Origin of the sequence: Streptococcus oralis (assembly GCF_026782345.1) — a bacterium.
Lineage (GTDB): Bacteria > Bacillota > Bacilli > Lactobacillales > Streptococcaceae > Streptococcus > Streptococcus oralis_CK.
In genome coordinates this window covers 1,450,622-1,473,800 of the sequence record NZ_JAKUWI010000001.1, presented here as the reverse complement: position 1 = coordinate 1,473,800, position 23,179 = coordinate 1,450,622, and the positions used below count along the sequence as shown (strand labels likewise).

General features: G+C 36.0%; 19 protein-coding genes, 3 tRNA genes and 1 pseudogene. 17 read left to right on the top strand and 6 right to left on the bottom strand.

Features of this window, described 5'->3' with window-relative positions; translation table 11 throughout:
- Positions 1–47: 47 nt before the first annotated feature.
- Positions 48–1,238, bottom strand: coding sequence for a serine protease HtrA (htrA, locus tag MK405_RS07205; RefSeq protein WP_268704656.1), 1,191 nt, complete (start codon positions 1,236–1,238; stop codon positions 48–50).
- Between the two features lie 177 nt (positions 1,239–1,415).
- Between htrA and rlmH the strand changes: the two genes are divergently transcribed.
- From rlmH to MK405_RS07170, 7 genes and pseudogenes are all read left to right on the top strand, one after another.
- Positions 1,416–1,895, top strand: a complete 480-nt coding sequence (rlmH, locus tag MK405_RS07200) for a 23S rRNA (pseudouridine(1915)-N(3))-methyltransferase RlmH (protein ID WP_000694227.1) — start codon at positions 1,416–1,418, stop codon at positions 1,893–1,895.
- A gap of 43 nt (positions 1,896–1,938) precedes the next feature.
- Positions 1,939–2,012, top strand: a tRNA-Arg gene (locus MK405_RS07195).
- 164 nt (positions 2,013–2,176) lie between these two features.
- A pseudogene (gene comC, locus MK405_RS09475) lies at positions 2,177–2,301 on the top strand (competence-stimulating peptide ComC).
- Between the two features lie 20 nt (positions 2,302–2,321).
- The gene (comD, locus tag MK405_RS07185) at positions 2,322–3,641 is read left to right on the top strand and encodes a competence system sensor histidine kinase ComD (protein ID WP_000362889.1); all 1,320 of its coding nucleotides are present in this window, start codon (positions 2,322–2,324) and stop codon (positions 3,639–3,641) included.
- Positions 3,638–4,390: a competence system response regulator transcription factor ComE gene (gene comE, locus MK405_RS07180; RefSeq protein ID WP_000866079.1), complete on the top strand. Its 753-nt coding sequence runs from the start codon at positions 3,638–3,640 to the stop codon at positions 4,388–4,390. The genes comD and comE overlap by 4 nt, the downstream gene beginning before the upstream one ends.
- 51 nt (positions 4,391–4,441) lie before the next feature.
- Positions 4,442–4,513, top strand: a tRNA-Glu gene (locus tag MK405_RS07175).
- 5 nt (positions 4,514–4,518) lie between these two features.
- Positions 4,519–4,592: transfer RNA gene (locus tag MK405_RS07170), tRNA-Asn, on the top strand.
- Positions 4,593–4,631: 39 nt separating this feature from the next.
- Here the strand turns inward: MK405_RS07170 and MK405_RS07165 are convergent.
- Complete coding sequence (locus MK405_RS07165) at positions 4,632–5,174, bottom strand: TetR/AcrR family transcriptional regulator (protein ID WP_268704654.1); 543 nt, start codon at positions 5,172–5,174, stop codon at positions 4,632–4,634.
- Positions 5,175–5,301: 127 nt separating this feature from the next.
- Here MK405_RS07165 and MK405_RS07160 point away from each other — a divergent pair, with 127 nt between their 5' ends.
- Positions 5,302–7,956 carry a YhgE/Pip domain-containing protein gene (locus MK405_RS07160; RefSeq protein WP_268704653.1) on the top strand — a complete coding sequence of 885 codons (2,655 nt, stop codon included), beginning with the start codon at positions 5,302–5,304 and terminating at the stop codon, positions 7,954–7,956.
- A 21-nt stretch (positions 7,957–7,977) separates the two neighbouring features.
- Here MK405_RS07160 and MK405_RS07155 read toward each other — a convergent pair whose 3' ends face one another.
- Together MK405_RS07155 and MK405_RS07150 are read right to left on the bottom strand one after the other, a co-directional pair.
- On the bottom strand, positions 7,978–10,530 hold the full coding sequence (locus MK405_RS07155; RefSeq protein WP_268704652.1) for a YfhO family protein: 2,553 nt from the start codon (positions 10,528–10,530) through the stop codon (positions 7,978–7,980).
- Between the two features lie 61 nt (positions 10,531–10,591).
- Positions 10,592–12,214: an ATP-binding cassette domain-containing protein gene (locus MK405_RS07150; RefSeq protein ID WP_268704651.1), complete on the bottom strand. Its 1,623-nt coding sequence runs from the start codon at positions 12,212–12,214 to the stop codon at positions 10,592–10,594.
- A 195-nt stretch (positions 12,215–12,409) separates the two neighbouring features.
- Between MK405_RS07150 and trpS the strand changes: the two genes are divergently transcribed.
- Both trpS and guaB read left to right on the top strand, forming a co-directional pair.
- Entirely contained in the window at positions 12,410–13,435 is a 1,026-nt protein-coding gene (gene trpS / locus MK405_RS07145) for a tryptophan--tRNA ligase (protein WP_220106654.1), read from the top strand.
- A 162-nt stretch (positions 13,436–13,597) separates the two neighbouring features.
- On the top strand, positions 13,598–15,076 hold the full coding sequence (gene guaB, locus MK405_RS07140) for an IMP dehydrogenase (RefSeq protein WP_000073418.1): 1,479 nt from the start codon (positions 13,598–13,600) through the stop codon (positions 15,074–15,076).
- Between the two features lie 57 nt (positions 15,077–15,133).
- On the opposite strand, the gene recF is transcribed toward guaB, so the two are convergent.
- Both recF and yaaA read right to left on the bottom strand, forming a co-directional pair.
- On the bottom strand, positions 15,134–16,225 hold the full coding sequence (recF, locus tag MK405_RS07135) for a DNA replication/repair protein RecF (RefSeq protein WP_268704650.1): 1,092 nt from the start codon (positions 16,223–16,225) through the stop codon (positions 15,134–15,136).
- A 2-nt stretch (positions 16,226–16,227) separates the two neighbouring features.
- Positions 16,228–16,596 (bottom strand): S4 domain-containing protein YaaA, encoded by a 369-nt coding sequence (yaaA, locus tag MK405_RS07130; protein WP_049489933.1) that lies wholly within the window; start codon positions 16,594–16,596, stop codon positions 16,228–16,230.
- A gap of 160 nt (positions 16,597–16,756) precedes the next feature.
- Here yaaA and yfmF point away from each other — a divergent pair, with 160 nt between their 5' ends.
- From yfmF to MK405_RS07095, 7 genes are read left to right on the top strand one after another with little or no spacing between them, the layout of a single operon-like run.
- Positions 16,757–18,007, top strand: coding sequence for an EF-P 5-aminopentanol modification-associated protein YfmF (gene yfmF, locus MK405_RS07125; RefSeq protein WP_268704649.1), 1,251 nt, complete (start codon positions 16,757–16,759; stop codon positions 18,005–18,007).
- Positions 18,004–19,287 carry an EF-P 5-aminopentanol modification-associated protein YfmH gene (yfmH, locus tag MK405_RS07120; RefSeq protein WP_268704648.1) on the top strand — a complete coding sequence of 428 codons (1,284 nt, stop codon included), beginning with the start codon at positions 18,004–18,006 and terminating at the stop codon, positions 19,285–19,287. Before yfmF ends, yfmH begins: the two co-directional genes overlap by 4 nt.
- A 35-nt stretch (positions 19,288–19,322) precedes the next feature.
- The gene (rodZ, locus tag MK405_RS07115; RefSeq protein ID WP_161976028.1) at positions 19,323–20,144 is read left to right on the top strand and encodes a cytoskeleton protein RodZ; all 822 of its coding nucleotides are present in this window, start codon (positions 19,323–19,325) and stop codon (positions 20,142–20,144) included.
- A gap of 10 nt (positions 20,145–20,154) precedes the next feature.
- Entirely contained in the window at positions 20,155–20,700 is a 546-nt protein-coding gene (gene pgsA / locus MK405_RS07110) for a CDP-diacylglycerol--glycerol-3-phosphate 3-phosphatidyltransferase (protein WP_248025613.1), read from the top strand.
- Positions 20,697–21,524, top strand: coding sequence for an energy-coupling factor ABC transporter ATP-binding protein (locus MK405_RS07105; RefSeq protein WP_268704647.1), 828 nt, complete (start codon positions 20,697–20,699; stop codon positions 21,522–21,524). The genes pgsA and MK405_RS07105 overlap by 4 nt, the downstream gene beginning before the upstream one ends.
- Positions 21,509–22,348 carry an energy-coupling factor transporter ATPase gene (locus MK405_RS07100; RefSeq protein WP_021164608.1) on the top strand — a complete coding sequence of 280 codons (840 nt, stop codon included), beginning with the start codon at positions 21,509–21,511 and terminating at the stop codon, positions 22,346–22,348. Before MK405_RS07105 ends, MK405_RS07100 begins: the two co-directional genes overlap by 16 nt.
- Complete coding sequence (locus tag MK405_RS07095; RefSeq protein ID WP_000377878.1) at positions 22,341–23,135, top strand: energy-coupling factor transporter transmembrane component T family protein; 795 nt, start codon at positions 22,341–22,343, stop codon at positions 23,133–23,135. The genes MK405_RS07100 and MK405_RS07095 overlap by 8 nt, the downstream gene beginning before the upstream one ends.
- Positions 23,136–23,179 lie beyond the last annotated feature (44 nt).

Sequence of the window (23,179 nt, the reverse complement as noted above, 5' to 3'; positions counted from 1 at the left end):
TAACATATCTTTTACTTTCTGTAAAGTTTTCTTTACACTGATGTCAATTAACGTTCTAAATCACCAGAATTCTTATCTAGTTTTATAGAGGTTGTTTCCTCCTTACCATTACGGTAGTAGGTTATTTTTATAGTGTCTCCAATAGCATGGTTGTAAAGAGCGTGTTGTAAGTCTGTTGATGAAGTAATTTCTTTGTCGTCAACTTTAGTAATGACATCATATTTTTGAAGATGTCCATTTGCAGGCATATTACTTTGAACAGATCGAACAACTACACCTGAAGTGAGGTTACTTGGAATATTTAGTTTTCTAAGATCATTAGCTCCAACGTTAGACAGATTGACCATTTGGATTCCAAGAGCAGGACGAGTCACTTTACCATCACTTTCAAGCTGTTTAATAATATTTTGTACATCGTTTGAAGGAATTGCAAAACCAAGACCTTCTACAGATGTTCCACCATTACTTGCAATCTTACTTGATGTAATACCAATTACTTGTCCTTGAATATTTACAAGAGGACCACCAGAGTTACCAGGATTAATGGCCGTATCTGTTTGAATGGCTTTTGTTGAAATAGCTTGACCATCTTCAGATTTTAGAGAAACATTTCGATTAAGACTTGAGATGATTCCCTGTGTAACTGTATTAGCATATTCTGAACCTAAAGGACTACCGATAGCAATCGCTGTTTCTCCAACGTTAAGTTGGCTTGAATCACCAAATTCTGCCACTGTTGTAACTTTTTCTGAAGAAATTTTTACGACAGCAATATCAGAGAAGGTATCCGATCCGATAATTTCACCAGGGACTTTTGTACCATCAGCTAAACGGATATCGACTTTTGAAGCTCCGTTAATAACGTGAGTATTTGTTACAATATAAGCATCATTTTCGTTCTTTTTATAGATGACACCTGATCCTTCACTTGCAATCTGTTGATTATCCGTATCAGAATTTGATTCGTCGGTTCCAAATACACTACTTTGTTTATTAGCAGAGTAAGTAATGACTGATACAACAGCATCCTTAATTTTATTCACTGCTTGAGTAGTTGAGTTTTCATTCTTGTATGATGTTTGAGTTACAGTGCCAGAATTATTATTTGTAGCTTGATTTCCTTGTTTTTGATAAAGTTGTAATGTTACAAAACTTCCTAGTGCACCACTCAAAAATCCTATTAGAATAATTACAAGAAAAGTAACTCCTTTTTTGTAAAATTTTTGTAAGTGTTTCATAAACGCCTCCGTTTGCTATTGTTTGTCAAGATTATAAACCTATTAACTTAATCTAAGCTTAAAAGTTTTACACAAGTTGTGGATAACTCACCTTATTCTGTGAATTTTATAGTGTTTTTGGATGATTTTTGTGTGTATAAGATGTGAAATGAAGTGTGGATATGATAGAATAGAAGAATGAAAATAAAAATTGTAACAGTAGGAAAATTAAAAGAGAGATACTTAAAAGATGGAATCGCTGAATATACCAAACGAATTTCACGTTTTGCCAAATTAGAAATGATTGAGCTCACTGATGAGAAGACACCTGACAAAGCCAGTGAATTAGAAAATCAAAAAATCTTGGAAACAGAAGGTGAAAGAATTCTTTCTAAGGTTGGAGAAAGAGACTTTGTCGTTGTACTAGCCATTGAAGGAAAAACACTCTCCTCAGAGGAATTTAGTAAGCAACTAGAGCAAGCTTCTATCAAAGGATATTCAACGCTTACTTTTATCATTGGAGGAAGTTTGGGTCTAGCTCCTGTTGTAAAAAATAGGGCCAATCTTTCTGTCAGTTTTGGACGTCTGACATTACCACATCAATTAATGAGATTGGTTTTAGTTGAACAAATTTACCGTGCTTTTACAATTCAGCAGGGTTCTCCTTACCATAAATAGAAGATTGACTTACCTCCTGTTTTTTGATAGAATGGTCATGTTAGGTCTCATAGCTCAGCTGGATAGAGCATTCGCCTTCTAAGCGAACGGTCGCAGGTTCGAATCCTGCTGGGATCAATGTTAGATGCGAAGCTGGGATAAATCCCAGCTTTTTTCTTAAAAAAGTGCGTTTCAGGTGCAAAAATGTACAGTTGGGAAGAATTTTTTCTTACATGGTCTTCATTTTGTATAATAGGTGTGTAAGTTAACTTACAAGAAAAAATAATACAGGAGATTTCATTATGAAAAATACAGTAAAGTTGGAACAATTTAAAGAGATAACAGAGGCAGAATTGCAGGAGATTCGAGGTGGAGATTGGAGAATTTCAGAAACAATCGTAATCTTATTTTTCCAAGAAGAAAGTAATGAAATAAAGGTAGAGAGTAATGGATTTATTTGGATTAGGGATAGCTATTTTTTATTTTCTCATCATTAGCAAAAGTTATGAATGGATTTGTAAAATAAATAGAAAAGAACAAATTGTTTTTTTCTGTTACACATGTATCTCAGTTTTTATACTTGAAGAAATTATTACACTAGTATTTTCTAATAGTTTTGCTTTGTCTAAATTTTTATTTCCTTTGGTTGTGTACCTTTATTTAAGAAAGTTAAAGAAGTCTGAAAAATACAAAGCTATTTTTATCAGTTTACTACTGTCTTTATTATATCACAGTACTCATACTTTTATATCCGTAACCTTATCTTCTATAACAGGAGATGAAGTAGTATTGCATTATAAAAGTACATTTCTTTTAGTAGTATTGTTGATGACTTATTTTTCTATTCTAATAATAATTCGTTATTTTCATCTGGATATTAAATATTTTGATAAAGATTATCTGTACCCTTTTTTAAAAAAAGTAATAGTTGCTTTCTTTGGTTTGCATATCTTATTGTTTATTTCAGATATAGTAAGTACAACTCATCATTTAAATAGCTTCGGAAGTATTTTATCAACCATTGTTTTTATCTGCTTGTTATTGATTTTCTTTGCAATGAATTCTCACAAGGTTCAAATTGAAAAAGAGATTGCTCTAAAACAAAAGAAATTTGAACAAAAACATTTACAGACTTATACTGATGAAATTGTGGAGTTGTATAATGAAATTCGAGGTTTTCGTCATGATTATGCAGGGATGCTTGTCAGCATGCAAATGGCGATTGACAGTGGAGATTTACAAGAAATTAACAGGGTTTACAATGAAGTCCTAGTAAAAGCAAATCAGAAATTGAGGTCAGAAAAATATACTTACTTTGATTTAAATAACATAGAAGATTCAGCTTTACGAAGTTTAATTGCTCAATCGATTGTCTATGCACGAAATAATGATGTAGAGTTTACATTGGAAGTAAAAGATGTCATTACTAGACTGTCAATAGATTTACTTGATCTTGTTCGTATCATGAGCATTTTATTAAATAATGCTGTTGAAGGTGCTGCAGATAGTTATTTGAAACAAATGGAAGTTGCAGTCATTAAAATGGATTTTGAAACAGTTATAGTTATCCAGAATTCATGCAAAATCACTATGACGCCTTCAGAGGACCTATTTGCCTTAGGTTTCTCTACTAAGGGAAGAAATAGAGGTCTAGGACTTAATAATGTCAAAGAGATTTTAGATAAGTATGACAACATTATTTTAGAAACAGAGATGGAAGACAACACATTTAGACAAATTATTAGATTTAAGAGGGAATTTGAATGAAAGTATTAATTTTAGAAGATGTTATTGAACATCAAGTGAGACTAGAGAGAATATTAAATGAAATCTCGGAAGAATCGAATATTCCTATTTCATATAAGACAACAGGAAAAGTTCGTGAGTTTAAGGAATATATCGAAAATGATGAAGTAAACCAGCTTTATTTCCTAGATATTGATATTCATGGAATCGAGAAAAAAGGCTTTGAAGTGGCTCAATTTATCCGTCATCACAATCCTTATGCTATTATTGTCTTTATTACTAGTCGATCTGAATTTGCTACCTTAACGTACAAATACCAGGTATCAGCCCTAGATTTTGTTGATAAAGATATCAATGATGAGCTGTTCAAAAAACGCATCGAGCAGAGTATCTTCTATACCAAAAGCATGCTGCTTGAAAATGAAGATGTTGTAGACTATTTTGATTACAACTATAAGGGAAATGATTTGAAAATTCCTTACCATGATATTCTGTATATCGAAACAACAGGTGTTTCTCATAAATTGCGAATTATTGGTAAGAATTTTGCCAAAGAGTTTTATGGAACTATGACAGATATTCAGGAAAAGGACAAACATACTCAGCGATTTTATTGCTCCCATAAATCTTTCCTTGTCAATGTGGGAAATGTGAGAGAAATTGATCGAAAGAATTTAGAAGTTGTCTTTTATGAAGATCATCGTTGTCCCATTACTCGTTTGAAAGTTCGTAAACTAAAAGATATTCTAGAGAAAAAATCTAAAAAGTGATTGACAATCAGTAAGAAATTGATATAATGGTTATATCTGCTACAGATAGATGGTCCGTTGGTCAAGGGGTTAAGACACCGCCTTTTCACGGCGGTAACACGGGTTCGAATCCCGTACGGACTATTTTATCCGCCATAGCTCAGTTGGTAGTAGCGCATGACTGTTAATCATGATGTCGTAGGTTCGAGTCCTACTGGCGGAGTTAGATAAAAAGAACACCAGATGGTGTTCTTTTTTGTTCTTAGTTGGCATCACCTAGCATTTTCATAAGGAAGTCTGTCATTTCTTGCGGACTTTCTTTTTTTCCATGAGCAATCCAAGTTTGACAAACTCCAAATAGGGCATTTGTCAGATAAATGCTACTATATTCTAATTCAATTGAATTTAGTTGTAGTTGCATAAAGCGCTTCTGAAGATCTGTGCTCAGCATGATATGAAGCTTATTTCTTAAGAAATTTTGGATTTCTTTGGTACCATTTTCAGATAAAAGAGCAGCTAATAATGGTTCAGATTCTAAATAGTCAAATACTTCTAAAATGGCATCTTTTTTATGATGAGCATGTTTTTGAAAGATATATTCAAATGTATGAAATAACTTACTTTGATAGTGTTCAATCATATCATACTTATCCTTGTAATGGGTATAGAAGCTAGAACGACTAATTCCAGCTTTTTCTGCTAATTTAATTGTAGTAATTTGATCGAAGGGGTGATCCATCAATAATTGAACCATGGCATTTTCAATATTTCTCTTTGTTTTTAATCGTTTGTTACTTTCTTTCATAGTTTCTCCTTTTGAACAATTTAGACTATATGTCTAAAAAAATATTTTTTATCTTGTAATTTAGATTTTTTAATGTATAATCTATTATATCAAAAATTTAGACAATATGTTTAAAAAAGGAGGAAATATGTTTAAAGAATGGAAAGCAATTTTTAAAAAACCGACATTCATTATTGTAATGATAGGAATTTCTCTTATTCCAGCTTTATACAATATCATATTTTTATCGTCAATGTGGGATCCATATGGTCAAGTATCCGAGTTACCTGTAGCAGTTGTTAATAATGATAAGGAAGCTTCTTATAATGGAAATACGATGGCTATAGGAAAAGACATGGTGTCTAATTTAAAAGAAAATAAGACTTTAGATTTTCATTTTGTCAATGAAGAAGAGGGGAAAAAGGGGCTAGATAATGGCGAATACTATATGGTAGTGACTTTACCACGTGATCTATCTGAAAAAGCTACTTCGATCCTAACAAATCACCCTGAACAGATGCAAATTGATTATCAAACTTCAAGTGGTCGTAGCTTTATTGCAAGTAAGATGAGTGATTCTGCAATGACACAATTAAAACAAACCGTCTCTACGAATGTAACTGAAACATATACCAAGGCACTATTTCAAAAAATGAGTGACTTGAAGTCTGGGATAAATAAAGCAGCTGATGGAAGTGAACAATTGGCTAATGGAGCCGATCAGTTAGCAAAAGGAAGTCAAACATTGACGACAAATCTCAATACTCTAGCTAACTCAAGTGTAACTTTTTCAAATGGAGCGGATCAATTTACAAAAGGCTTATCTAGCTATGTGTCTGCTATAGAGCAATTACATATTGGTTTAGGAACTTTTAATAGTGGTTTACAAAGTTATACAAATGCTGTCTCACAAGTTGACACTGGACTTGGTCAATTAGCTTCAAAAACTCCTGAGTTGGTGACAGGTGTAAATCAGTTAAATACAGGTATAAAGTCCTATACAGGTGGCGTTTCACAACTGGATACAGGTCTCAATCAATTTTCAGTTGGTGTAAATGCTTATACAAGTAGTGTAGAAAAACTTTCTAATGGAACAAGTCAATTATCAAATCAATCAGATGCACTAAGAGATGGAATGGAGCAATTAAATACTGGTATTAAAGAAATTTCAAATCAACTGAATTCCTCATCTCAACAGAATGAACAAATAACTCAATTGGCAACTAGTCTAGGAGAACTAAATAAAACACTACAATCTCTTACAATATCAGATAATTCTCAACTGAAAGGTACATTGTCAGAAGCTTTGCCAAATCTAACGGCTCTTGCTCAGGATATTGTGACCAAAAGTCAGACAGAACAAGAGAAAACTATTGCTAACCTTCAATCAACATCTACTTATCAATCTCTCACAGAGGAACAAAAGAAAGAACTGATAGAAGCTATTTCTAAAAATTCTAATTCTACTATTGAGTCAGCAAAAACAATTTTAACGATAGTAGGAGGATTGAAAGAGAGTATAGAGAATTCAGAACAACAAGTAACTAATCTATCTGATGTACAGACGAAAGCAAATCAACTCTTACCTGTAGCATCTAGCTCCTTGACAACATTGTCAAATGGATTTACAAAATTGCAAACTACTGTAGACAATCAGTTAGTTCCTGGAAGTCAATCAATTGAAAAAGGAGTTGTAAACTACACTAAGGGACTGGATACTATTTCTATAGGTGCTAATAAACTAACTGAAAAGAATGAAAATTTAACAACTAGTCTAGATCAATTAGTTTCTGGATCAAGTAAGTTGACAGAAAATACATCAACCTTGACAGCTGGAGTAGATGCGTTAGCTGGAAAAACTCCAGAATTAGTATCAGGTATAGAAAGTTTGTCATCTGGTTCTGCTCAATTGAATAATAAGAGTCCAGAGCTAATAGCAGGTCTTACTAAATTACAATTTGGCTCTGGTCAATTAACAGATAAATCAACACAGTTACTTTCTGCAGCATCTCAACTAGGAAGTGGCGCTATGAAGATTGCAGATGGTGCTGGAAAACTAGCAGATGGTGGAACAACTTTAACCTCTAGTCTTGAAGATTTACAGACAGGAGTTGATTCATTAGGGCAAGGATTAGGCAATGCTAACAATCAACTTAAATCAGCATCAACAGAATCTGAAAATGCAGAAACATTATCTGATCCTCTAGTTCTCTCAAAAACAGACAATGACCAAGTTCCTGTAAATGGGATTGCCATGGCTCCTTATATGATATCAGTTGCTCTTTTTGTTGCTGCTATATCTACCAATATGATTTTTGCTAAGTTGCCTTCTGGACGTCATCCAGAGAGTCGTTGGGCTTGGTTGAAGTCTCGCTCTGAAATAAATGGGATTATAGCTGTCTTAGCAGGTGTTTTAGTTTATGGAGGTGTCCATCTTATTGGATTGACTGCGAACCATGAGATGAGGACCTTGATTCTAATTATAATCACAAGTTTAGCTTTCATGTCTATGGTGACAGCTTTAACAACTTGGAATAGCCGTATTGGAGCTTTCTTCTCTCTTATTTTACTTTTATTACAGTTAGCATCAAGTGCGGGAACTTATCCACTTGCTTTGACAAATGATTTCTTTAAAGCTGTTAATCCTTGGTTACCAATGAGTTACTCTGTATCAGGTTTACGACAAACAATCTCTATGACAGGAAATATTCATCACCAAGTAATTTTCCTTATTATAACACTAGCTTTCTTTACTGCTTTAGGTATGCTAGCTTATCAACCTAAGAAAATGGAAGAAGATTAAAAAGATTGGCCAAGGAATTGGTCAATCTTTTTCTGTCTTAGATAAATTTCGTCTGTGATTATAGATTCCAAAAAGAAGAAGGGCAGTTAGTGAGCAGACTGCTCCAATAACAAAACCATTGGGGATAAAGGAAAGTGTAATGGTGCCTTTTCCCTTTGGAACATCAACTTTCATAAAGCCAGTCTGAGCCTGTTTGATTTCAAGTTTTTCCCCATCTTGGTATGCAGACCAACCTTTGTCATAAGGAATAGTGAAGAAAATAGAGGTATCTTGTTTGACTTCATATGTAGCAAAGACTTTATTTTTAGAGGTGGATACTTCTACAGGTTGTTCTTTAATCTTTTGGATTGCTTCAGTAAGAGCCTGAGTATCTAAACGATAGAAGGTTGGAGATTCAAATGACACCTGAGAATTTCCAGGGAAACTAACACTGATATTGAAAGTTTGTTGTTTTTCAGTATAACCCAAATTAAAGAAATTAAATGCATTGTCAGTTGTAAAAGTCTTTTTTTCTCCATTGACAAGGATGTCAACTTTCTTTTGCCTATCGTTTGTAAAATGAAGATTTGAAAAAGAGAGATAGACTTGGCTATTTTGAGGAACCTCAATTTGATAATCAATCTTTGCATCTTCATTCGCAGAACCTGTGATACTTGTTAAACCTTCAGAATTATCTGTTTTATCATATGATATTTGGGAGAAGTAATCTAAGTTGAGATTAGCAAGCTGGTTTATAAATAAAGCCTGATTATCGAGAGTGTGATTATTAAAGTTTACATCTGTGTAAATAGATTGAGTGGCAAAGGCAATGGGTAAAGAGAGTTGATTTTTATATAAGGTTAAATGATCCTTTTGATAAATCTCTTGAAAGCCATACTTATCAAGTGAAGTTTCAGAAATATTGTACTGGATTCCAAATAAACTATCTGCTAAAAGACTGTTATTAGCATAACGGAGATTGAGGTTAGTTCCAGAGGATTTGAATCCAAGTTTATCCAAACTAGTGCTAGCTGAACGATTTCGTACAGACGAAAATTGAGAGATTCCATTGTAGTTAAATTTCATACTGTCATTTCCAGTCTGAATTTGCAGTTTTTCAGTACGTGTAAATGGATTGTCAATTTGATTTAGAATGGATTCCATAGCGGTGATATCTCTATTATAGGCGCTACGAGAAGCAAAGGCCCATTCTTTAGCTATTCCTTCCATTTGAGATGATGCATTTAAGCTTATCTCAGCTGTTATAAATAAAGACAAAAGAATTGCAAATAGATTTACAGAGATAAATTTTCTAATGACTGCAAGAAGTAAAAGAGCATAAACTAGAAGAAATTCAAGAGTGAGTAGGATATTCAAATCAGTTAAAAAAGAATAGTGTGATTTAAAATAGACAGTAGCCAAAAATCCTGTTAGTACAAGAAAAAGTGAGACAAATAGATTCCAGAGCTTCAGTTCTTTCAGACGGTTTAAGACTTCTGCTGCAGTATAAATTAACAGAGTAGAAAAAATCCAAGCATAGCGATGCAAAAACATATTCGGGGTATGCATCCCTTGCCAAAATAAATCAAGTGCTTCTATATAAAAACTTGTTATTAAAAAAGTAAAGAAAATTGCATAGGTAAGTTTCACGTGAAACCTTATGGATTTTATTGTGAAAAATAGAATGGTCAAAATAAAAGGAAGCAGTCCAACAAAAATCATTGGTATAGATCCATACTTAGTTGTATCAAAAGATCCAATGAATTGTTTTGCGAAAATATCCAGATACCAGCTACTATCTGTCTTTAATTTTGTGATGGTAGTCAACTTCTCACCATGAGTTTGTAAATCAAACAGTGTAGGAAGAGCCATAATCAAACTAGCCATTCCTGCTAAAAAGGAGGTAACAACAAAATCAAGAAAAGATGATTTTCGAGTTTTAAAGTCCCAAGAAATTTGGCAGAGATACCAGAAAATAAGAAACAATGCTGTCATATATCCAAAATAATAATTTTGAATAAACAATATTGACAAACTTGTAAAGTATAGTAGGCGCTTCTTTTGTGTTATAAGTAGTTGTAAACCAGTTATAATTAAAGGAACCAAGATAAAAACATCTAGCCATGTTTTTATCTCTAACTGACTGATAGTGAAACTCATTAAGGCATAGGAAGTAGATAAGGCAAGTTTTAAAAATTTTGGGATATCTTTAAATAATCTAGTCAAACTAAAGAAGGTTGACAGACCAATCAATCCAAATTTTAAGAGAGTGGTCAGATAGACAGCGTCTGGCATATTTGACAGAGTAAAAAAGTAAACCAGAGGTGAGAGAAAACTACCCAAGTAATAACTAGATAGAGCATAGAAATTCAGTCCGAGGCCACTTGTAAAGGTGTAAAACAAACTGCCATTTCCATGTAGGATGTTTCGTAAAGCCACATCGAAAATAACGTATTGATGGAAACCATCTCCTAATAGTGGAGATGTATCGCTATTCCAATAGATACCTTGAGTTAGGTATACTCCTGTCATAATCACTACAGGAATGATGAAAGAAACAAAATAGGTCCAATATGTTTTAAAAAATGATTTCATGTTACCTCGTAGAATGATAGAAAACTCAGTTGGCTATCCCAACTGAGTTTTGAAGTCTTATTTAGTCTTTCCAAAGTTCTTTAACTTTTGCTTGTACTTCTGCATTTTCTAGGAATTCATCGTAGGTTTCATCAATACGATCGATGACGCCATTCTTAGACAAAACAATGATGTGGTTTGCCAAAGTTTGGATAAACTCGTGGTCATGACTGGCAAAGATGATTGATTCTTTAAAGTTTTTCAATCCATCGTTCAAGCTTGAGATAGATTCCAAGTCCAAGTGATTGGTTGGATCATCAAGGACAAGGACATTTGATTTCAAGAGCATGAGTTTTGAAAGCATGACACGTACTTTTTCTCCCCCTGACAAGACGTTTACAGGTTTGTTAACCTCATCTCCAGAAAAGAGCATACGACCAAGGAAACCACGTAGAAAGGTATTGTCATCTTCTTCTTTACTTGCAAATTGACGCAACCAGTCAAGGATTGACTCTCCTCCTGCAAAATCAGCCGAGTTGTCTTTTGGCAAGTAAGAACGGCTAGTAGTAACTCCCCACTTGACGGTTCCTTCATAGTCGATGTCACCCATAATTGCACGAATTAATGCAGTCGTTTGGATGTCATTTTGTCCAATAAGAGCTGTCTTATCACCTGGACGCAAGATGAAACTAATATTGTTTAGGATAGTTTCGCCATCAATCTTTACAGTTAAATTTTCTACTGTCAAGAGATCATTACCAATCTCACGTTCTGCTTTAAAGTTGATAAATGGGTATTTACGACTAGATGGCACAATCTCTTCTAGTTCAATCTTGTCAAGCATTTTTTTACGAGACGTTGCTTGTCTTGACTTAGAAGCGTTGGCAGAGAAGCGAGCAACGAATTCTTGCAATTGCTTAATTTTTTCTTCTGCCTTAGCATTACGGTCTGCTAGCAATTTAGCAGCAAGCTCAGAAGATTCCTTCCAGAAGTCGTAGTTTCCGACATAGAGTTTGATTTTTCCAAAGTCAAGGTCGGCCATATGAGTACACACTTTGTTTAAGAAGTGACGGTCGTGGGATACTACGATAACGGTGTTATCAAAATCAATCAAGAAGTCTTCTAGCCAAGTAATAGACTGGATATCCAACCCATTGGTTGGTTCGTCCAAGAGAAGAACGTCTGGTTTGCCAAAAAGTGCTTTAGCAAGGAGAACCTTCACTTTTTCACCATTGGCCAATTCGCTCATGTTTTGATAGTGCAATTCTTCTGGAATGTTTAGGTTTTGAAGTAGTTGAGACGCTTCACTTTCTGCTTCCCAACCTCCAAGTTCAGCAAATTCACCTTCAAGTTCAGCTGCACGAACACCATCTTCATCGGAAAAATCTTCCTTCATGTAAATGGCATCTTTTTCTTTCATGATGTTGTAAAGTTTTTCATTTCCCATAATGACGACATCAATAACTCGCTCGTCTTCATAGTCAAAATGATTTTGACGGAGAACAGAGAGACGTTCATCTGGACCAAGAGAGATGTAACCAGTTGTTGGCTCGATATCACCAGCTAAGATTTTTAAGAATGTAGACTTCCCAGCACCATTAGCACCAATTAATCCGTATGTATTTCCTTCTGTAAATTTGATATTGACATCATCAAAAAGTTTGCGATCACTAAAACGTAGTGAAACATCAGATACTGTAAGCAATGTTTTTCTCCTATAATATGTAATACATTTATTCTACTAGAAAAGAGAGAAATATTCAAATTTTTGTTTGTCAATTTTATGTCAATTAAATTTACAACTTTGTTTACAGCGTATTGGCTATTTGATTTAAAAAATTTTCTGTTATTTTAACAAAAAAATGCTATAATTGAAGAGACCATTTCGAAGGAGAAAAAAATGACGAAACCCATTATTTTAACAGGAGATCGCCCAACAGGGAAATTGCATATTGGACATTATGTTGGAAGTCTCAAAAATAGAGTATTACTGCAGGAAGAAGACAAGTATGAGATGTTTGTTTTTTTGGCGGACCAACAAGCATTGACAGATCACGCCAAAGATCCTCAAACGATTGTAGAATCAATTGGGAATGTTGCCTTGGATTATCTAGCAGTTGGATTGGATCCAAGCAAATCAACTATCTTTATTCAAAGCCAGATTCCAGAGTTGGCTGAACTATCTATGTACTATATGAATTTGGTTTCACTAGCTCGTTTGGAGCGCAATCCTACGGTGAAAACAGAGATTGCTCAGAAAGGGTTTGGAGAAAGTATTCCGACAGGATTTTTGGTCTATCCAATTGCGCAAGCAGCAGATATTACTGCTTTCAAGGCCAATTATGTTCCTGTAGGAACAGACCAGAAACCAATGATTGAGCAAACTCGTGAAATTGTTCGTTCTTTTAACAACGCATACAACTGTGATGTTTTGGTGGAACCGGAAGGTATTTATCCAGAAAATGAGAGGGCAGGACGTTTGCCTGGTCTAGATGGAAATGCTAAAATGTCTAAATCCCTTAATAATGGTATTTATCTAGCAGATGATGCGGATACTTTGCGTAAAAAAGTCATGAGCATGTATACTGATCCAAACCATATTCGAGTGGAGGATCCAGGTAAGATTGAAGGAAACATGGTTTTCCATTATCTAGATGTGTTTGGTCGTCCAGAAGATGCTCAAGAAATTGCGAATATGAAAGAACATTATCAACGTGGTGGTCTTGGTGATGTGAAGACGAAACGTTATCTACTTGAAATATTAGAACGCGAACTTGGTCCTATTCGTGAGCGCCGTATCGAATTTGCTAAGGATATGGGAGAAGTGTACAATATGCTTCAAAAAGGTAGTGAGAAAGCGCGTGAGGTTGCGGGGCAAACTCTATCTGAAGTTAAGGGAGCAATGGGACTAAATTATTTTAAATAATAGATAAAATATGAATCGTAAAACTATCTCTTCCATAGGATCACAGGGATAGTTTTTTTATGATTTCTACCATAAATATAATTGACAAATTTTCATAGAATGGTATGATAGATACAATACAAAAAGAGTCAAGCTCAAAAAGAAAGAAAAGAGGAAACTTCAATGTCTAATTGGGATACTAAATTTTTAAAAAAAGGTTTTACCTTTGATGATGTATTGCTCATTCCAGCAGAAAGTCATGTGTTGCCTAATGATGCAGATTTAACAACAAAATTGGCAGATAATCTGACTTTAAATATCCCAATTATAACAGCCGCCATGGATACAGTCACAGAAAGTCAAATGGCTATTGCCATTGCTCGTGCAGGTGGTCTTGGAGTAATCCATAAAAATATGTCTATTGCGCAACAGGCAGATGAAGTTCGTAAGGTAAAACGTTCTGAAAATGGTGTTATTATTGATCCATTCTTTTTGACTCCAGAACACACGATTGCTGAAGCAGATGAGCTTATGGGGCGTTACCGTATCAGTGGTGTTCCAGTTGTTGAGACACTTGAAAATCGTAAATTAGTTGGTATTTTAACAAATCGAGATCTTCGTTTTATTTCAGATTATAACCAACCAATCTCAAACCATATGACTAGTGAAAATCTTGTGACTGCTCCTGTGGGTACAGATCTTGCAACAGCTGAGAGCATTCTTCAAGAACACCGTATTGAAAAACTTCCTTTAGTAGATGAAGAAGGTCGTCTTTCTGGTTTGATTACTATCAAAGATATTGAAAAAGTTATTGAGTTTCCAAATGCTGCTAAAGATGAGTTTGGTCGTCTTCTAGTTGCAGGTGCAGTAGGTGTTACTTCAGATACATTTGAACGTGCAGAGGCACTTTTTGAGGCAGGGGCGGATGCGATTGTTATTGATACTGCACATGGTCATTCTGCAGGTGTCTTGCGTAAAATTGCTGAGATTCGTGCTCACTTCCCAGATCGTACTTTGATTGCTGGAAATATTGCTACTGCTGAGGGAGCGCGTGCTCTTTACGAAGCAGGTGTAGATGTTGTCAAAGTTGGAATTGGACCAGGTTCTATCTGTACCACTCGTGTGATTGCAGGTGTTGGTGTACCACAAGTGACAGCAATCTATGATGCTGCAGCTGTTGCGCGTGAATATGGAAAAACGATCATTGCTGACGGTGGAATCAAGTATTCTGGAGATATTGTAAAAGCCCTTGCTGCAGGTGGAAATGCTGTTATGCTTGGATCAATGTTTGCTGGAACAGACGAAGCACCAGGTGAAACTGAAATCTTCCAAGGACGTAAATTCAAGACTTACCGTGGTATGGGATCAATCGCAGCAATGAAGAAAGGTTCAAGCGATCGTTACTTCCAAGGTTCTGTCAATGAAGCAAACAAACTTGTTCCAGAAGGAATTGAAGGTCGTGTTGCTTATAAAGGAGCGGCAGCTGATATTGTCTTCCAAATGATTGGTGGTATCCGCTCTGGTATGGGTTACTGTGGTGCAGCTAACCTTAAAGAACTACACGATAATGCTCAATTTATTGAAATGTCTGGTGCTGGTTTGAAAGAAAGCCACCCTCATGATGTACAAATTACTAATGAGGCACCAAATTATTCTATGTAAAAGAGATAAAAAGAACTCCCGTGAAAATATAGGAGTTCTTTTACAATATTGTCAATTTTAGTTTACAGCAACTTTACCATCCTGAATAGTGAAGATACTTAGATTTTCTGGTAGGTTTTGAAGATGGTCTAAACTTGTTGTTGTGATAAAGGTTTGGATAGATTGAGAAATGGTTTCTAGTAATTTTAGTTGCCGTGTATTGTCAAGTTCGCTCATAACATCATCAAGCAATAGTATAGGAGACTCGTTGGTAATACTTTCCATTAGCTCAATTTCTGCCAGTTTGATAGAGAGAACAAGACTGCGATGTTGACCTTGACTTCCAAAACTAGCATCCATCCCATTTATATAAAAAGAAATATCATCTCGATGAGGACCAACACCAGTATTCTTTTTAAATAAATCTCTGGATCTACTTTTTTCTAAAGCGATTTTAAAAGAATTCGTTAGCTGTTCTTCATCAGTGAAGTTGACAGATGATTGATAAAATATTGACAACTCTTCTAATTGATTTGAAATTTCTAAGTGTTTTTTTTGACCAAATTTCTCTAAGTCTTTAATGAATTTTATCCGATGCTTTATGACGCGACAACCGTATTCTACTAACTGATCATCTAAGACTGACAGAAATGTTTCGTCAATCTTTTGGCTGGATTTTAGGTAAGTATTTCTTTGCTTGAGTATATGGTTATAGTTTGACAAGTCTGACAAGTAGATTGGTTTTATTTGTCCCAGTTCAATGTCTATAAATTTTCGACGAACAGAGGGGGCCCCTTTAATTAACTGGAGATCTTCAGGTGCAAAGAGGACCACATTCATATGTCCGATGTAGTCTGAGAGGCGAGCTTGCTTTAAGTGATTGACTTTAGTCACACGCCCTTTTGGCGTTAAATCAATTTCTAGAGGAATAGAACCTGTTTTTTTCTGTAGCAAGCCAGAGAGATGGAGTTGCTCGTCATCAAAATGAATGAGATTTTTATCTGTACGAGTCCGATGACTACGTGTCAAGGCCAAGAAATAGATTGCTTCTAGAATATTGGTTTTTCCTTGTGCATTTTGACCTAGAAAGACATTTAATTTTGGATTGAAATCAATTTTTGCCTCTTTGTAGTTTCGAAAGGTTTTAATTGTTAAATGTTGGAGCCACATGGTTATCTTCCTGGAAAACGTGGAACTTGTTTGGTTTTAGGCGATGAAGAAGTTTTTTGTTTTTCTTTCTTGACACCTTTATTCATCTCTTTAACAAGTTTAGCAATTCGCTCTTTCTCAATCTTATCTGCTTGATGCTCTTCTTGCTCTTTTAAACTTGGTTGTGTCAAGGTGATGTCAATCTTTAAATCAGGAATGTCAATCGTATCTCCAATGCGGATTTTTTTCCCACGTCTACTTTCTAACTCGCCATTAAAGTAAACTTGATGATCTATTAAAAAGGATTTGATAGCACCACCGCTTTGTATAATTCCAAGTTCTTTTAGGAGGGCTTGGAGCGTAATAAATTCTTCAAATAATTTGTATTCCATAATTCACCTCAATCTTTGGTATTATACCATATTTTCCTTGAAATAGCTGAAGGAAAGTTAGCTGAAATGAAAACGGTTTTACTCTTTAAAGCTATGAAGAGAACAAGAAAAATTTTGATTTTCGTGGTATAATAGAACTCTATATGTAAGGAGGTAAGGTATGGAATTAGTGCCTGGAATTTCAGCACATTTTGTTCAATCCAAAAAGTTTAAAACAAATAAAATCACTATTCGTTTTACTGCTCCCTTATCTCTTGAGACAATAGCAGGACGCATGTTAAGTGCAAATATGTTGGAGACGGCAAATCAAGCTTATCCCACATCACAAGCATTTCGCAGATACTTGGCAAGTTTATATGGAACAGATATTTCCACAAGTGCTTATCGTAGGGGACAGGCACATATTCTTGACTTAATATTTACTTATGTGAGGGATGATTTTTTAAGTAAAAAGAATGTCTTGACTTCTCGAATTTTGGAATTGGTGAAACAGACTTTATTTGCTCCCTTAGCTCAAGATGGTGCTTTTGAGCCAGCCTTATTTGAAATTGAAAGAAAACAGTTATTGGCTAGTTTAGCTACTGATATGGATGATTCATTTTATTTTGCTCATAAGGAGTTGGATAGCTTGTTCTTCCATGATGAGCGTCTTCAATTGAGATACAGTGATTTACGAAATAGCATTTCAAATGAGTCTCCAGAAAGTAGCTACACGTGCTTTCAAAATGCTCTGAAGAATGATCGTATTGATTTCTTTTTCTTAGGTGATTTTAATGAAGTAGAAATCACAGAATCGCTGAAGTCATTACCCTTTACAGCTAGAGAGAACGACGTCACTATCCAGTACCATCAATCTTATTCGAATGTTCTACAAGAAGGAATGGTTCAGAGGAATGTTGGACAATCTATTTTGGAAATGGGCTATCATTCTCCTGTAAAATATGGCGATGATGAGCATTTACCCATGCTTGTCATGAATGGTTTGTTGGGTGAATTTGCACATTCGAAACTCTTTACAAATGTTCGTGAAAATGCTGGAATAGCCTATTCAGTCTCTAGTCAATTGGATTTGTTTAGTGGTCTGTTAAGGATGTATGCGGGTATTGATAGAGAAAATCGAAATCAGGCTAGAAAAATGATGAATCATCAATTGCTAGATCTGAAAAAGGGCAACTTTACAGATTTTGAACTTGAACAAACCAAGGAGATGATTCGAAGATCTTTATTAATTGCTCAAGATAATCAACAGACCCTGGTTGAAAGAGCCTATTTGAATGCTCTATTTGGAAAATCAAGCTTTGATATTGATCGATTGGTGGCAAAATTAGAGAGTGTTGATAAAGAAGCTGTATGTAAAGCTGCCAACAGTTTGAAGTTACAAGCGATTTACTTTATGGAAGGAGTAGAATGACAAAGGTTACTTTTGAAGAAAAATACTATCCTGCTGTAAAGGAAACAGTCTACAAAACACAATTGTCAAATGGATTGACAGTTTCTTTACTCCCTAAGCGAGATTTCAATGAGGTTTACGGGATTGTAACGGTTCAATTTGGTTCTGTAGATGCAACTTATACAAGTTTAGACAAAGGTTTACGTCATCATCCAGCAGGAATTGCACATTTTCTTGAACATAAATTGTTTGAAAGAGAAAATTCTGAGGATATGATGGCAGCTTTTACTCGATTAGGTGCGGACAGTAATGCCTTTACAAGCTTTACTAAGACCAGCTATCTTTTTTCAACAATTGACCATCTATTAGAGAATTTAGATATGCTAAATGAGTTAGTCGGAGATGTTCATTTTACAGAAGAGTCTGTTTTGAGGGAACAGGCTATTATCCAGCAAGAACGAGAGATGTACCAAGACGATCCAGACTCACGTTTATTTTTTGCAACATTAGCCAACCTTTATCCTGATACTCCTTTAGCAATAGATATTGTTGGAAGTGAAAAATCAATTTCTGAGATTCAAGTTTCAAATTTAAAAGAGAATTTTACAGAGTTTTACAAACCTGTCAACATGTCACTGTTTTTAGTTGGAAATATTGATGTGGAAGTTGTTGAGGAATACTTTTCGAAAAAGGGAAAGGAAGTTTCAAACCAGTTTACAGTTTCAAAAGAGCAACTCCTTTTGCAGCCTGTGAAGCAAACAGATAGTCTTCGGATGGAAGTTTCTTCACCCAAACTTGCTGTTGCGATTAGAGGTAATGGGCAAATAACAGAAGCTGAGTCTTATCGTTACAATATTTTATTGAAATTACTATTTACGATGATGTTTGGTTGGACTTCTGATCGTTTTCAAAGGTTATATGAGACTGGGAAGTTAGATGCGTCATTGTCACTTGAGGCTGAAGTCAACAGTCGCTTTCATTTTGTGATATTGACAATGGACACCAAAGAGCCTGTTTCTCTGTCGCATCAATTTCGTAAAGCGATTCGTCAGTTTAGTAGTGATGCGGATATTACTGAGGAGCATTTAGATCTTGTTAAGAGTGAGATGTTTGGGGAGTTTTTCAGTAGCATGAACTCTTTGGAATTTATTGCAACTCAATACGATCCGATGGATCGCGGAGAAACAATTTTTGATTTTCCAAAAATTTTACAGGAAATTACTTTGGAGGATGTTCTAGAGGCTGGGCATCGTTTGATTGATAATGGTGATCTAGTTGATTTTACAATCTTTCCAGCTTAAAAGATGACTAATACTAGAAAGAAGGAATGGTACGTATGAGAAAAAAAACAATTGGCGAGGTTCTACGTTTAGCTAGAATTAATCAGGGATTGAGTTTAGAAGAATTGCAGGAAAAAACTGAAATTCAGTTGCATTTTCTAGAAGCTATGGAGGCAGATGATTTTGATCAACTTCCTAGTACCTTCTATGCTCGTTCTTTTTTAAGAAAATATGCCTGGGCAGTAGAGTTAGATGAAAGAATTGTTTTGGACGCCTATGATTCAGGCAGTATGATCACCTATGAAGAGGTAGATGTTGATGAAGAAGACTTATCTGGTCGCAGACGATCAAATAAGAAAAAAACGTCTTATCTCCCCTTGTTTTATTTCGTTCTATTTGCTTTGTCAATTTTAATTTTTGTCACTTACTATGTTTGGAACTACATCCAAACTCAGCCAAGTCCTTCTTCAGCTAATTATAGTGTTGTGAGCTCAACTAGTTCCACAACCTCATCTAGTTCATCTTCTAGTAGTCAGACGTCTAGCTCGTCTTCTACTACGGAATCAACTATTACAGTGTCAGGCGAAGGAAACCGCATTGAAGCTCGGTATAAAACGAGTAAGGAAATCGCTACTGTTCAACTGGCAGTATCAGATGCAACTAGTTGGGTAAGTGTTTCAGGAAGTGAGCTGGAGGGTGGTGTGACACTATCCGCAGACAATAAGAATGCAAAAACAACAGTTTCAACTAAGAATCCCGTTACCATTACTTTAGGTGTAGTGAAGGGAGTTACTGTGACTGTGGACAATCAAACGATTGATACTTCGAAGCTGACAACTCAGACTGGAACTGTAACACTTACATTTACTACAGATTAAGGAAAAATCAATGAAAAAAGAACAAATTCCTAATGTATTAACTATTGGTAGAATTCTCTTCATACCTCTCTTTATTCTTATTTTGACTTTGGGCCATTCACAAGGCAGTCATTTGCTAGCAGCGATCATCTTTGCAGTTGCTAGTATAACGGATTATCTTGATGGCTATCTTGCTCGTAAATGGAATGTAGTCAGCAACTTTGGAAAGTTTGCTGATCCGATGGCCGATAAGCTGTTGGTTATGTCAGCTTTTATCATGTTGATTGAGTTAGGTATGGCTCCAGCTTGGGTTGTTGCTATTATCATCTGTCGTGAACTTGCGGTGACAGGCTTGCGTTTGTTGCTTGTTGAGACGGGGGGGACAGTTCTAGCAGCAGCGATGCCAGGGAAAATCAAGACCTTTAGTCAGATGTTTGCCATTATCTTTTTGCTCTTACATTGGGATTTAATTGGTCAGCTGTTGCTTTATATCGCTTTGTTTTTCACTATCTACTCTGGCTATGATTATTTCAAGGGTAGCGCTCATGTATTCAAAGGGACATTTGGTTCAAGATGAAATCGATTATTGAAGTAAAAGAACTGTCTTTTCGTTATAAGGAAAATCAGGAACATTATGACGTTAATAACGTTTCGTTTCACGTGAAACGTGGAGAATGGCTTTCAATTGTAGGTCATAATGGGAGTGGGAAATCGACAACTATCCGTTTGCTTGATGGCTTGTTTGAAGCAGAGTCTGGGGAAATCTGGATAGATGGGCAATTGTTGTCCTCTGAGAATGTTTGGGACTTACGCCGTCAAATTGGTATGGTTTTTCAAAATCCAGATAACCAATTTGTGGGTGCAACTGTTGAAGATGATGTCGCCTTTGGCTTAGAAAATCAGGGACTTCCTCGAGAAGAAATGAAGAAGAGAGTGGCTGAATCTTTGGAGTTGGTAGGGATGCTGGACTTTAAGAAGAGAGAACCAGCTCGCTTATCTGGTGGACAAAAACAGCGGGTGGCTATTGCGGGAGTTGTTGCCCTAAGGCCAGCTATTTTAATTCTGGATGAGGCTACAAGTATGTTGGATCCCGAGGGACGAAGAGAACTGATTCAGACAGTTCAAGAGATTCGAAAAGACCATCAGATGACAGTCGTCTCCATTACACATGACTTGGAAGAAGTTGCGATGAGTGACCGTGTCTTGGTCATGAAAAAAGGCCAAGTGGAGTCAACCAGTAGCCCAAGAGAACTTTTTTCGCGGGACGACCTTGACCAGATAGGCTTAGATGAGCCTTTTACTAATCAATTGAGAGGATCTTTGAGAGAGGCTGGCTATCAGTTGCCGGATAGCTATTTGACAGAAGGAGAGCTAGAGGACAAGTTATGGGAATTACTCTAGAAAATGTGAGCTTTACCTATCAAGAGGGGACTCCCCTATCTTCATCAGCCTTGACTGATGTTTCTTTGACGATTGAGGATGGTTCCTATACAGCTTTAGTAGGGCACACAGGTAGTGGGAAATCAACGATTTTACAGCTTTTAAATGGCCTATTGGTACCAAGTAAGGGTTCTGTTCGAGTTTTCGATACCGTCATTACCCCTACATCAACAAATAAAGAAATTCGTCAGATTCGAAAGCAAGTTGGTCTAGTGTTTCAATTTGCTGAAAATCAGATTTTCGAAGAGACTGTTTTGAAAGATGTTGCATTTGGACCGCAAAATTTTGGAGTTTCTGAGGAAGAGGCCAAGAAAATTGCGCGTGAAAAGTTAGACTTGGTAGGCATTGATGAGTCACTTTTTGAGCGCAGTCCTTTTGAACTTTCGGGTGGCCAGATGAGACGTGTGGCTATAGCAGGTATGCTAGCCATGGAGCCAACTGTCCTGGTTTTGGATGAGCCAACAGCAGGGCTAGATCCTCTGGGCAGAAAAGAATTGATGACCTTGTTTAAAAAACTCCACCTTTCTGGAATGACAATCGTTCTGGTAACGCATTTGATGGATGACGTAGCTACGTATGCTGATCAGGTCTATGTTATGGAAAAGGGGCGTTTAGTCAAAAGTGGTAAACCGAGCGAAGTTTTCCAAGATGTAGCCTCTATGGAAAAAGTACAGTTAGGTGTGCCTAAAATCACAGCCTTTTGTAAACGTTTGGCAGATAGGGGTGTAGCTTTTAAAAAACTGCCAATCAAGATAGAGGAGTTTAAGGAGTCGCTAAATGGATAGTATGATTTTAGGGCGTTATATACCGGGGGATTCCATCATTCATCGCTTGGATCCCCGTAGTAAATTGCTCGCTATGATTCTGTTGATTTTGATTGTATTTTGGGCTAATAATCCTCTCGCTAATCTCATTCTTTTTGTAGCGACAGGTATATTTATCGCTTTGTCGGGCGTTTCCCTCTCATTTTTTGTTCAGGGATTAAAATCCATGTTCTTCCTGATTGCTTTTACGACTCTTTTTCAGCTCTTTTTCATTTCAAGTGGAAATGTCCTATTTGAGTTTTCTTTTATAAGAATAACGGATTATGCTTTGCAACAAGCGGGAATCATTTTCTGTCGTTTTGTGTTGATTATTTTCTTTTCAACCTTGCTGACATTAACGACCATGCCTTTGAGTCTGGCAGCTGCAGTTGAAGCACTTTTGGCGCCTCTGAAACGCGTGAAAGTTCCCGTTCATGAAATTGGCCTCATGTTATCAATGAGTTTGCGTTTTGTTCCAACCTTGATGGATGACACAACGCGAATTATGAATGCTCAAAAAGCCCGTGGAGTTGACTTTGGTGAAGGTAGCATCGTTCAAAAAGTAAAGGCTATGATTCCAATTTTAATTCCTCTTTTTGCTACGAGCTTAAAACGTGCAGATTCATTGGCAATTGCCATGGAAGCGCGTGGTTATCAGGGAGGAAAGGGTAGAAGTCAGTATAGACAATTGAGATGGAGTCAAAAGGATACACTGGCAATTCTTGTGATTTTGGTACTGGGATGTTTCTTATTTTTCTTAAAATCTTAGCAGGTTTGTAGGATTGATAAGAAGCTCACTGTAGCAGATTTTTA